The organism is Salinivibrio sp. KP-1 (assembly GCF_000968645.1).
GTDB classification, from domain to species: Bacteria; Pseudomonadota; Gammaproteobacteria; order Enterobacterales; family Vibrionaceae; genus Salinivibrio; species Salinivibrio siamensis.
Map to the genome: position 1 here is coordinate 674527 of NZ_LAQR01000048.1, position 12078 is coordinate 686604.

A 12078-nucleotide genomic window follows, 5' to 3' on the forward strand; every position below is an offset into this window, starting at 1 on the left:
CGTTGAAACAGCCAGCGCAGAGCTGCCGCTGCGCTGGCTCTCCTTAAGCAGTATAGGAACAATAACAATGGCTGATTCATGGCTAACGGAAGTGCCAGAAATGAGCAGGCGTGATCTGCTCGCTATTCGACAAACACTCGACGGCGCGTATCGCGACTTCTCCCGCGAATATGGTGAAGGTATTGAAGCCTTCTTTGACCCCCTCCTCCACTTTCTCGTTTGGTTCGAAGACTTACTCCTCGCCACACCTTGGTGGCTGGTGATTGCCGTACTTGCCGGTATTGCATACCTCGCCAGTCGCTCTTGGAAGCTCCCCACGGCTGTGGTTGTTTCTTTCACCCTGATTGCCTATTTGGGCATGTGGGAAGATACCATGAGCACCATGAGTATCATTTTGGTGTGTACACTGGTCGCTATTGGCGTGGGTGTGCCGATAGGCATTGCTATGTCCAAGTCCAATCGTACCCAAGCCGTGGTCACGCCGTTACTGGATATTATGCAAACCATGCCCGCCTTCGTGTATCTCATCCCAGTGGTGATGTTGCTGGGTATTGGCAAGATCCCCGGGGTGATCGCGGTGGTTATCTATGCGATTCCTCCGGTGATTCGTTTGACAAACCTGGGGATCCGGTTAGTTGACAAAGATGTGTTAGAGGCAGCCACAGCCTACGGCGCCAATGGTTTTCAGCGTTTATTCCAGATCCAGCTCCCCCTAGCAATGCCAACCATTATGGCAGGCATTAACCAAACCATTATGATGGCACTGGCGATGGTGGTCATTGCCTCGATGATTGGTGTTTCGGGCCTTGGACAGCCTGTACTTAAATCGATTACTAACCAATACTTTACCTTGGGCCTTCTCAATGGTCTCGCCATTGTGGTGATTGCGATTATTTTCGATCGTGTGTCTCAAAGCTACGCCAAACGTTCCCAGCAGCATCTCAAAGGAGGCGATCATGACTAAGCCAGTCCAGGACACCTTAATTGAGATCCAAGGCCTATATAAAGTGTTTGGCGACCACCCGCAAAAGGTAATGCCTGCGGTCAAAGCAGGAAAAAGTAAAGATGCCTTATTACAAGAAACAGGGCATACCATTGGACTCAGTGATATTAATCTATCCATTCGCCGCGGTGAGGTCTTTGTGATCATGGGCCTGTCGGGCTCTGGAAAATCGACCTTAATTCGTCATTTCAATCGCTTGATTGATCCCACCGAGGGTGAAATCCGCGTCGAAGGCACCGATATCATGAAGCACTCGCAAAAAGAGTTGCAGGCGTTTCGACGCCATAAGATGTCCATGGTGTTTCAACGTTTTGGCCTACTCCCGCACCGTACAGTGAGAGAAAATGTTGGATTTGGTTTGCGAATCCAAGGAGAGGGAAAAGCGCAACGCGATCAAAAAGCGGAACAATGGTTGTCGACTGTGGGTCTTGACGGCTACGCCGAACAATATCCGGCGCAACTATCTGGTGGGCAACAACAACGTGTCGGCCTTGCACGCGCCCTCTGCACGGATGCAGAAATTTTGCTAATGGACGAAGCATTTTCTGCCCTTGACCCCCTCATTCGCAGCGAGATGCAAGACCAGCTGATTGAATTACAGGAAAAATTACACAAAACCATCATTTTTATCACTCACGATCTGGACGAGGCATTGAGGCTAGGTGACCGTATTGCCATTTTACGTGATGGTAAGCTCGTACAAGTCGGAGAGCCTGTCGATATATTGCTCCAACCGGCCGATGACTATGTCGAGGCTTTCGTGAAAGACGTTAACCGTGCTCGCGCATTAACGGTCGAAACCGTGATGCAGCCACAAATCTGTCGTATCAGTGCCAACACGATTGGCGATGCGATTCAGCAGATGCGTCAGCAAAAGGCCAACTATGGCTATTACATCACAGAAGAAGGCTATCAAGGCACCCTGAGTCAAAAAAACCTCAGTGACAAAGATCCAAGCGGTGATATCGAGGCAAGTCTTCTCGAAGACGTGCCTGCCATTGAGCAAGACTCGTTATTGGAAACCGTCATCCCAGATACGTTGGAGTCAAAATGGCCGCTACCCGTCTTTGATAATCAAGGCGAGCTAATTGGGCACCTCTCACGGCAAACAGTGGCCAGTATTCTCAGTGAAAGTGGCCACAAACACGCAAGCGCACCTGACGACAAAGACTCAACGAAAAAAGCCAGTTAGCCAATAACGCACTCTCGCTGACTGTGAACGCGTCCCGCTCAGGCGGGGCGCTTTTTTGTTGTCGCGCTTTTCTCCACCATTTTTCAGCCTCGTCACTGACGCTATCCGCGTCATGTTCATAAAAATGAACAATGATTTCACTCGCAAATCACATTACTGAGACATCTGTCATTCTACTGAAACAGTGGCTCCTTAAGCTGCGGCGCATATTTAGATTAGGCAGTTGACAGGAAGTACCATGAGCGTAAGACAGCGGTTATTGATCGCCTTCACCCTCTTTATCGCCTCGACCATCGGACTCGGTAGTCTCGCACTTTGGATATCGGCTCGCTCCGCGGATGCCTCAGCCGAATATGTAAATCATCAACTTCCCGAAGTATGGGCGCTTTTAGCTCTTGAGCGTGATCACCGCGACCTCGTCAATCTGTCGCAAAAAATCAAAGCACAAGTCTTATTCTGGAACGAGATCACCCCTGAGTTTGAAAAGCTTCAACAACGCTATCAACAGAGCTGGCAAGCGTTGTCACAGTATCCGTCTTTGTCGGACTGGCGTGCCGAACAGCAAGAAGGTAAAAAGAAGTTCGACCAATACCTCACCAAGCTTGCTAAAACGGTCGACAGTAAAAGCTTTTACGATGCTGGGCGTCTCGTGGACTTTGACCTCTACCCTGCCGTTGACCCCATGTTAGCGGCCATCAACGAAAAGCTGACCGAGCGTCAAGATAACGCGAAAAACTCTGCCGGCGCGCTTATTACCTTTTTGCACCAGCAATCGAACATCGTCTATGTCGGTTGTGGGATCACACTATTGCTGGCCTTAGTACTGATGACTTGGCTACGAAAAACCGTGGTGGTGCGCCTGGATCATATTGCCACATCCCTGACGGATATCGATAAGCGCTCCGATCTCTCCGTGCGTTTATTCGATAAGTATCAGGATGAAGTCAGTGCCGTCGCTCGGGCATCTAATAACCTGCTCGATAAGTTCAGTCACTTTGTCACCGATATACAATCGCGGACATCAGCGCTTGATCAACAGTCAGATACCTTAGACCAACAAAGCACGCAAGTGGCGACGATTAACGAGCAAACACGGCAAAACGTTAACGATGTCGCGCAATCCCTGACCGTTATGGAAAGCGCAACCACAGAAATCGCCAACGCCATTCATGATACCCGTGAGTACATCGGCAAAGTCTCTCAGGACAATGATGAAATTCAAACGCAAATGAGTGCGACAGAAGCCTCAATTGCCCATAGCGTCAAGGTGGTGGAAAACGTGTCGAGTACCATGGCAACCTTGAAACAAACCAGTAACCAAATTGCCGGCGTCATGGATGTGATTGAGGGCATTGCAGAGCAAACCAATTTGCTGGCCCTCAATGCTGCGATTGAAGCGGCACGCGCTGGTGAGCATGGGCGAGGCTTTGCCGTCGTCGCTGATGAAGTGAGAAGTTTGTCTCAACGCACAGCACAATCAACTGGCGATATTCGAAACTGGATCAATGACTTACTCGGCCAAGTTGATACCGCCAATAATCTACTAACGGAAACACAGTCAGCCAGTGCCGACAATCAGCAAGCCAGTGTCCGACTGCAGGGCTATTTAGGCGAGATGCATACCACTTTCCAAGGGCTTGAACAACTCAGCGCGGAAGTTGAAGCAGCCCTGGGCTCTCAGCATAAAGAAATTGCTCACCTCACCCAGCAGCGTCGCGCGCTCAAACAAGGTAGCCAATCACTCACCGAGGCAATCGATACCACGAGTAATGTCAGTGGTCAGTTAAGCCACCAATCCAGCGCGTTGACGCAATTAACTGACCAATTTCAAACCTAATAGCTTGATGTGATAAGGGCGCTTCTCGGCGTATCGAGGACGCCCCTTTTTCACAGGAGCTATGTGGCTTAGACATTATTAATGCGTGCGAAACCGGCCGCCAGATCGGCAATCAGATCGTCAACGTCCTCTAATCCGATATGTAGCCTGACGAGTGTGCCGGAAAAATCCACCTTACCCACAGGCCGGATGCGATTGAGTTGCTCTGGCTGATTGGCCAACAACAACGACTCAAAGCCGCCCCATGAGTAAGCCATACTGAAATGCTGCAAATGATCACAGAAAGCGTCCAATTGCGCATCAGACAAACGCTGATCAAACACAAACGAAAAGAGCCCATTGCTGCCTGTAAAATCTCGCGCGAAATAGCGGTGCCCAGGACAATCTGCAAATGCAGGATGGAGCACACTGGCTACTTCGGTTTGCTCGTTCAGCCAATTGGCTACCTGTAACGCATTATCCTGATGCTGGGCAAGGCGTACATCCAAGGTTCTCAATCCGCGAGCGGCTTGGTAAGCGGTATCAGGATCGACCGTTTGTCCCATTAAATAGGCGCGCTCGCGCAAGGTCGGCCAGCAGCGCGCATTGGCAACAGCGGTACCTAGCATATTATCCGAATGACCAATAATATACTTGGTCCCAGATTGGATCGAAATATCCACGCCTTGCGTTAACGGTTGATACAAGCGACCTGCTGCCCACGTGTTATCCATCATGATAATCGCATCTGGCGCTCTTTCTCTTACCGCTTGAACGATTGCCGGCGTATCGTGCACTTCCATGGTGTAAGAACCTGGTGACTCTAGAAACACAACGCGTGTATTTGACGTAATACGTTGACCAATCTCCGCACCCTCGAGAGGATCAAAATACTCGGTCGACACCTGCATATCGGCGAGAATTTTCTGACAAAAATCTTGAGTTGGCTCATACGCCGATCCTGAGACCAAAATGTGGTCACCTGTTTTTACAAACGCGAGAATACTGTTTGCAATGGCTGCCGCACCACAGGGAAAGAGTGCACACCCCGTTCCTTGCTCAAGCTCGGTCATGGCATCTTGAAGCGCAAAATGGGTAGTGGTTCCGCGTCTGCCATAGAACAAGGTTTGCTGGTGACGGTTGGCAATCGCGTGCTTTTTCTCGGCTAATGTATCAAAAACAATTGAAGAGGCGCGCTGTACGACTGGGTTGACCCCACCAAGGGTATAGGCTTTACGGCGTCCGGCATGTATTAGCTGCGTACGACTGTGTTTCTTTTCCATCGTTCACTTCACTCATCCTAGGTTGACTGACTAATAGCCTACGGATTTACATAAAGGCAGTAAAGACATTTAGATGGCCAAATAAAATTTTATGACATCGATTTGGCTATATGTCATAGCGCTCAGCACTAACTCGTTCAGCCTATTGATACCCGTGATGACTATTGTTTACAGTACTAAGTAGATCACAATTTCACCATTCTCTCCTAGCACTACCATAAAAACGTATATACATTGTATATCTAAAAGATAGGCGCATTAGCATGGCGAAAAAAGAAAAAACAAAGAAAGATAGCCAGTTACTGATAAGAATCAATAGTGAGCAACGGGATGCATTCTTAGAGGCCTGTGACGAACTGGATACGTCCGCAGCACGGGAAATACGCCGATTTATTAAACAGTTTTTAAAAGACCACGAAACGAATAAATCATCGTGATCACACTTGGGGTGGACATGCCGGCCCCGTCCACAGCATTGAAGCTGTATTGCAGTGGCAAACGCTTCGGCAAATCATCATTAAGGAGAGAAACCATGGCAAAAGCGTCAAAAAAAGATTTGAAAAAATCGATTAAGAAAGCAAAAGCGAAAGTTGCAAAACAGGAAACCAAGCTGAAGAAGCTCAAAAAGCAACTAAAAAAAGCCTAAATCACAGGCTGATACGCAATAAAAAAGCTCGGCATTGCGACCGAGCTTTTTATTTTTCATGCCATCAACGTCTATTTGTCATGACGAGATACAGAAAGTGTCTCTTACTCCGGCAATATGGGCTCGACCGTAAATCGTCCAACATCAACACCCACGACCTTGACCTGTTCGCCAGCCAGCAATGTACAATCACCGGCGGCCGAGCTGAGTCGCAGTTGCCAAGTGACACCTGAGTATTTAATCGTCGAAGGCTGCTCTCGGCTCAACGGCTCACTGAGCGTCAATATCAACCCGATAAAATCACTATGACGATTATCCGGACGTCGTCCGCCGCGTTGTAGCTGTTTAAGTGGGCGCCACAGCATGGCAGTTAACAAGCCTGCACCGATCCCAGTACTGCTAAATAACGCCGTAACGGTTTCTGGTACAACACCGACCATCGCCAACAGTCCCACTAAAATGGCAGCAACACCGGTTGCTAATAAAACAATGGTCGATAAGCCAAGCAGCCACACTTCGACGGCTAACAGTAACAAGCCCACAATCACGGTTAATTCTGCGAGGTAGATACTCACACTAAACATCCTGTTTTACGCTTTGCTCTTATTGAGTGTATCAATAATTGTCATCGCTTCTGCAACCACATTCGCTGCACCCGTTCCAGAATCAGGTAACAGTACGACTGAGGACTCTTTGGCAATCGCCTGTTTCGCCTTGATCGCTTTTTCTGCCAGCTCCAACTGGATGGCTTTTTGGCCTTCCTCTGTTATTGCTCGTGTCCCTACGATTTCAAGTGCTTCGGCTTGCGCCTCGGCAACCGCGATAATGGCTTGCGCCTCACCTTCCGCTTGCAAGATTTGCTCAGATTTCTCTGCTTCCGCCGCTAAGACTCGGGCCTGCTTTTGACCTTCAGCAACGTTGATATCCGATTGGCGCGCCCCTTCTGACTCAAGAATAACCGCACGCTTCTCTCGTTCAGCCTTCATTTGACGTTCCATGGCATCGAGAACAGAGCGAGGTGGATCGATATCCTTGATTTCGTAACGCAGCACCTGAACGCCCCATGGCTGAGCGGCCTCATTGATGGCAGAGACAATCGCGGTGTTTAAGCTTTCGCGCTCTTCAAACGTTTTATCCAGCTCCATTTTACCCACTTCACTACGCATGGTAGTTTGCGCAAGCTGAGTCACGGAGTACACATAATCATCGACGCCATAGCACGCTTTATACGGATCCAATACCTTGATGTACAAGACACCGTCGACAACGAGCGAAATGTTATCTCGCGTGATCGCGGATTGACTGGGTACATCATATGCTTGTTCTTTTAATGTTCTGGTATAACCAATACGATCGATAAATGGCACGATGAAATTGAGACCCGCTTCCATCGTCTTGTAATACTTACCAAATCGCTCTACAACATAAGCCGTGTTTTGTGGCACAAACTTAATCGCACCGCGTAGTACCACGATCACTAAGACCGCCAGCACTACCCAGACGCCAATAAAACTCGACGTTTCTAAAAAAATCGTATCCATGGAGAAGCCCTATCACTGCGGGTCACAATCATGACTCGCATAAACAAACACAAACGCGCGCACACAAGTGTTTACGGCGTTACTCATCGCATTTTATGATACGTTATTGTCAGCATAAAAAGACATCATCCAACGGTTAATTTGACACTCCTCGCAATCTAGATCGCTTTTCTATGAGGCTCTTTGCGTCGATACAACACAGTTATCAGGCCATGCTCTCATTTTCACAACAAGCTCACACAAAGTTGCCTCTTTCATCCGCAAAATAGATTTACCTCACACTCTTTTGGGTGTATTCTCGATAGTGTTCAACCGTGTTGGTTGACGAACTATTGGTCGTAGACACACCATGTTGCAACCAATAGTAAACTGACGCGCAAATAACGCGTGGTCCTGTTGAAGCTGCTTGGCAGCTTTGATAATCGGAAATTTATGCAGCAATTGAATATAGATACATCGAAACACCCTACCGCTAGGCTGGAAAGTTAGTTGTCCTGAAGATATTCGCTACATTTGCCCATAGAGTCGATTAACGGCACTCGCGTCACTGCAACACCTAGTTAATATATTCAGGAGACACCATGTCCAAAGCTAATGGTTCCGTTAAGTGGTTTAACGAAGAGAAAGGTTTCGGTTTTATCCAGCAAGAGAACGGTCCAGACGTATTCGTTCACTTCCGTGCTATCGTTGGTGAAGGCTTCCGCACACTAGCAGAAGGCCAACAGGTTGAGTTCGATATCGAGCAAGGTCAGAAAGGCCCACAGGCTGCGAACGTCGTTCGTCTGTAAGCCAAACCAAATTTAAGAGAAAGGCGCCCAGTTGGGCGCCTTTTTTGTCGCTATCATTTGTGCTTTAGTCTACCCCATCATTTTTTAAACGAAACCTCATCAAGGTCGCATTCCTTTCACACTCGCTATAGACGCTCTTGCCACCATCCACTAGGCTGAAAACATAGACATTGTCAGGAGGACGTATGCTATCTCCGTGTTTAATTGTTGACGATCATGAAATGATTCGTGACACCATTGGATTGATGGCCCAAGCACTTGGTATTAAGTCGGTGATCACGGCCGCAGATGGTGCCGAAGCGATATCAAAGGCGTACCATGAAGAGCCCAATCTGATCATTACCGACTTACAAATGGATCCCATTGACGGGTTGGAAATGTTACGCCTCATGCGAAGCGGCCGCTATCATTTGCGTCATGACACGCCCATTATCATTTTAACCGCTAACGCATCTCAGGCAGTGATCAGCGAGTGCATTCGCTATGACGTCGATGCTTTTATGGTTAAACCGGTGAAAAAACAAGATCTAGAAAACCGTGTCAAGCAGCTCTCTAAACAGACCAAAGCTAAAAAGCCCCCCAAATTTTACTTTGAGATGTATCAGTCAGACCCCGCCAAATCAACGGATTTTGAGCATAACGGGGCCATCGTCTTTACCGAAGAAGAGCAGCAGAAAATAGAAGGCATCAACGAGCCACAAGGCGAAGCGCAACCTGGCCTGACGTCAAAAGAGCCATCCATGCCCTCACCCAAGGGAGAGTCGAAAGATCGAAAATTCATTCGATGGCAAGAAAAGTATACAGTGGGGGATCCATCATTGGATGAGAGTAACAAGCAACTGCTCTCTATCATCAACGATACGTATGAGGCCATTGCCTATCACCATGAGGACGAGACTAAGACGGATTTTGAGGCCCTCGCGCAACGCTTTCGTGACTATATCGACACTCACTTTCAGCTAGAGGAAGATATTCTCGAAGCACGCGCCTACCCCAAATACAAAGAGCATGCTGCGATTCATCAACGCCTCGCCCGGCAAGCGCAATATGTGCTGCTACAGTGCCAAGCCGACCCAGAGCTATACCGCTCTGAATTCTTTAAGTTTTTGCGTTATTGGTGGATTCACCATGTCGTTCGTGAAGATACTCAGTATCGCGATTTTTTACTGCAAGGTCCTTAATACGTGAGAGTGTACCTACATTGTCTTCCAAGACGGCCTTTCTAGGGCCGTCAGGCATACCTTCAGCCCATCCCCTCGATGTGGGAACCTGCCCACACCTTTAGGCCAGTAAATGTTACTCCTCAAAACACTTACTTTCACAAAAAATTTAACAATAAATAAATTCATATATTTCATAAACTTAATTATAGATGACAAGTCCAACAGTAAAATCTGGGGTTGATAAACCAAATTCATCGCCTATTATATAGAACGAATTCGTTAGAGCACAAAACAATTATGTGGCGATCAAAAACGACAGACACGGCAGTACTTGAATCCAAGGTACGTGACCGTAAACAGACCCAGACCAACACGAAGTTTGTGTTTCGTAAGCCAGCCATCAAGGATGGCGGCAACATCTATCGATTAATCACGCAGTGCCCACCGTTGGATGTGAACTCCGCTTATTGCAACTTCCTACAGGCGACACACTTTAAAGAGACCTGTGTCGTTGCAGAGCGAGAGGGTGATGTACAAGGCTTTATCTCGGGCTACATTCGCCCTGAGCAGCCAGACACCTTTTTTGTCTGGCAGGTTGCAGTGTCACCCAAAGCACGTGGTGAAGGGCTTGCCCTCTCGATGATCGAAGCGCTGATGGCACGTAAAGTCTCAAGCAATATTCGCTTCATTGAAACCACAATCACAGAAGACAACGCCGGATCTTGGGCGCTGTTTAAAAAGGTAGACCGCCTCTACGGTACAGGTGGTCAGCGCTCCGTGTTCCTCGACGAACAGGAGCATTTCAACGGTGAACATGACACCGAATACCTTTTCCGAATTCCACTCAAAAAATAACAGGATGAGTTATGGATATCTTTAAATCGCAGGAGTCAAATGTTCAATGTTACGCCAACAACTTCCCCGTTGTGTTTGAAAGCGCTAAGGGTTGCTGGATCACGGGCGTAGACGGCAAGCGCTACCTCGATTTTCTTGCTGGCGCCGGCTCGCTCAACTACGGGCATAACAACCCAACGTTGAAAAAAGCACTGATCGAGTACATCGAGAAAGATGGCATTACACACGGCCTGGATATGTACACAGGTGCAAAAGCACGCTTTCTCGAAGTATTTAAAGAGCACATCTTGGCACCGCGTGAGTTGGACTATAAGTTCCAATTCACTGGCCCAACAGGCACCAACGCAGTTGAAGCGGCAATGAAGCTTGCTCGTAAAGTAACAGGCCGCGCAAATATTGTGTCTTTCACCAACGGCTTCCACGGCTGTACATATGGTGCATTGGCAGTGACGGGTAATCATCATCACCGCGGTGGTGGCGGCATCCCTGTCAACAACGCCGTGACACGTCTTCCGTATGATGGCTATGCAGACGTTGATGGTTTAACTTTGTTCGAAACCATGCTGAATGACGCATCAAGTGGTCTAACAGGCGGTGATAAACCTGCTGCCGTGCTTCTTGAAGTCGTCCAAGGCGAAGGTGGCCTAAACGCAGCCTCTAATGAGTGGTTGCAGCGCCTGCAAGACATTTGTAAGGCACACGATATCTTGATGATCGTAGATGACATCCAGGCTGGTTGTGGCCGTACGGGTACGTTCTTCAGCTTTGAGCCGTCAGGCATTAAGCCCGATATTGTGACGCTGTCCAAATCAATTGGTGGTTATGGCCTGCCAATGGCTGTGGTCCTACTAAAACCTGAGCTGGATCAATGGGCACCGGGTGAGCACAACGGTACATTCCGTGGTAACAACCACGCGTTTGTGACTGCCGCGGAAGCGATTGACACATACTGGCGTGATGATCAATTCCAAACGCATATTCAAGAACGTGCCGATCAATTGAGCAAAGTGTTGCAAGAGATGCTTAACAAGCACGGTGATCTTTTTGAGACCATCAAAGGCCGCGGCTTGATGCAAGGCATTGCGTGCCAAAATGGTGATATTTCAGATGAGATCTCCAGCCTGTGTTTTGACAATGGCATGATTATCGAGACCGCGGGTCCAGATGATGAAGTCATCAAATTCTTCTCGCCACTGACAGTCAGTGAAGCAGAGATGGAAAAAGGCCTGCAGATCTTCGTTAAGTCCGTTGAGCAGTATAAAAAACAGAAGCTCAAGAAAGCATCGTAATCGCGAAGACGGCGATCCCCGCTTAACGAAGAGACGTTGAAGGAATAAACATGATTGTTCGTACATTAGAAGAATGCCAGAAAACTGAACGCCGTGTGGTGGCTGAAAACTGGGAAAGCGTACGCATGCTGCTACGCGATGATAATATGGGATTTTCTTTCCATATTACCACCATCTATGCCAACACTGACACGCACATTCACTACCAGAACCACTTAGAGTCTGTGTATTGCATGTCGGGTGAAGGTGAAATTGAAACCACGGATGACGGCAAGGTTTATCCTATTAAACCTGGCACACTGTATATCCTAGACAAACATGACGAACACCAGCTTCGTGCTAACAAAGGTGTTGATATGGTCATGGCCTGTGTGTTCAACCCACCTATTACTGGGCAGGAAACGCACGATGAGAACGGTGTTTATCCATTAGTCGATTAACCGTCATGGGGCAGCCGGATGCTGCCCCTGTAAACCCAATCGACTCCCTAATTCATAAAAGC

The 12078-nt window shown here is 48.1% G+C and carries 12 protein-coding genes; 9 read left to right on the forward strand and 3 right to left on the reverse strand.

Features of this window, described 5'->3' with window-relative positions; genetic code table 11:
- The first annotated feature begins 67 nt into the window (after nucleotides 1–67).
- From WN56_RS16390 to WN56_RS16400, 3 genes are all read left to right on the forward strand, one after another.
- Complete coding sequence (locus tag WN56_RS16390; RefSeq protein WP_046075974.1) at nucleotides 68–964, forward strand: proline/glycine betaine ABC transporter permease; 897 nt, start codon at nucleotides 68–70, stop codon at nucleotides 962–964.
- Nucleotides 957–2195 carry a glycine betaine/L-proline ABC transporter ATP-binding protein gene (locus tag WN56_RS16395; RefSeq protein WP_046075975.1) on the forward strand — a complete coding sequence of 413 codons (1239 nt, stop codon included), beginning with the start codon at nucleotides 957–959 and terminating at the stop codon, nucleotides 2193–2195. Before WN56_RS16390 ends, WN56_RS16395 begins: the two co-directional genes overlap by 8 nt.
- Before the next feature lie 238 nt (nucleotides 2196–2433).
- Nucleotides 2434–4032: a methyl-accepting chemotaxis protein gene (locus WN56_RS16400; protein WP_046075976.1), complete on the forward strand. Its 1599-nt coding sequence runs from the start codon at nucleotides 2434–2436 to the stop codon at nucleotides 4030–4032.
- Nucleotides 4033–4100: 68 nt separating this feature from the next.
- Here WN56_RS16400 and metC read toward each other — a convergent pair whose 3' ends face one another.
- A complete protein-coding gene (metC, locus tag WN56_RS16405) occupies nucleotides 4101–5294 on the reverse strand; it encodes a cystathionine beta-lyase (RefSeq protein ID WP_046075977.1) in 1194 nt (397 codons plus the stop codon).
- Nucleotides 5295–5557: 263 nt separating this feature from the next.
- Here metC and WN56_RS17010 point away from each other — a divergent pair, with 263 nt between their 5' ends.
- Complete coding sequence (locus tag WN56_RS17010; protein ID WP_167369758.1) at nucleotides 5558–5731, forward strand: hypothetical protein; 174 nt, start codon at nucleotides 5558–5560, stop codon at nucleotides 5729–5731.
- A gap of 313 nt (nucleotides 5732–6044) precedes the next feature.
- Here WN56_RS17010 and WN56_RS16410 read toward each other — a convergent pair whose 3' ends face one another.
- Nucleotides 6045–6515, reverse strand: a complete 471-nt coding sequence (locus WN56_RS16410; RefSeq protein WP_369795717.1) for an NfeD family protein — start codon at nucleotides 6513–6515, stop codon at nucleotides 6045–6047.
- Between the two features lie 15 nt (nucleotides 6516–6530).
- Entirely contained in the window at nucleotides 6531–7481 is a 951-nt protein-coding gene (locus WN56_RS16415) for a slipin family protein (protein WP_046075979.1), read from the reverse strand.
- Nucleotides 7482–8062: 581 nt separating this feature from the next.
- Here WN56_RS16415 and WN56_RS16420 point away from each other — a divergent pair.
- The 5 genes from WN56_RS16420 (at nucleotide 8063) to WN56_RS16445 (ending at nucleotide 12016) form a co-directional block, all read left to right on the forward strand.
- The gene (locus tag WN56_RS16420) at nucleotides 8063–8269 is read left to right on the forward strand and encodes a cold-shock protein (RefSeq protein ID WP_025744354.1); all 207 of its coding nucleotides are present in this window, start codon (nucleotides 8063–8065) and stop codon (nucleotides 8267–8269) included.
- A 185-nt stretch (nucleotides 8270–8454) separates the two neighbouring features.
- The gene (locus WN56_RS16425; protein WP_046075980.1) at nucleotides 8455–9450 is read left to right on the forward strand and encodes a bacteriohemerythrin; all 996 of its coding nucleotides are present in this window, start codon (nucleotides 8455–8457) and stop codon (nucleotides 9448–9450) included.
- A gap of 279 nt (nucleotides 9451–9729) precedes the next feature.
- The gene (ectA, locus tag WN56_RS16435) at nucleotides 9730–10287 is read left to right on the forward strand and encodes a diaminobutyrate acetyltransferase (RefSeq protein ID WP_046075982.1); all 558 of its coding nucleotides are present in this window, start codon (nucleotides 9730–9732) and stop codon (nucleotides 10285–10287) included.
- Between the two features lie 11 nt (nucleotides 10288–10298).
- Nucleotides 10299–11576, forward strand: a complete 1278-nt coding sequence (gene ectB / locus WN56_RS16440; RefSeq protein WP_046075983.1) for a diaminobutyrate--2-oxoglutarate transaminase — start codon at nucleotides 10299–10301, stop codon at nucleotides 11574–11576.
- Nucleotides 11577–11626: 50 nt separating this feature from the next.
- The gene (locus tag WN56_RS16445; RefSeq protein WP_046075984.1) at nucleotides 11627–12016 is read left to right on the forward strand and encodes an ectoine synthase; all 390 of its coding nucleotides are present in this window, start codon (nucleotides 11627–11629) and stop codon (nucleotides 12014–12016) included.
- Nucleotides 12017–12078: the final 62 nt, after the last annotated feature.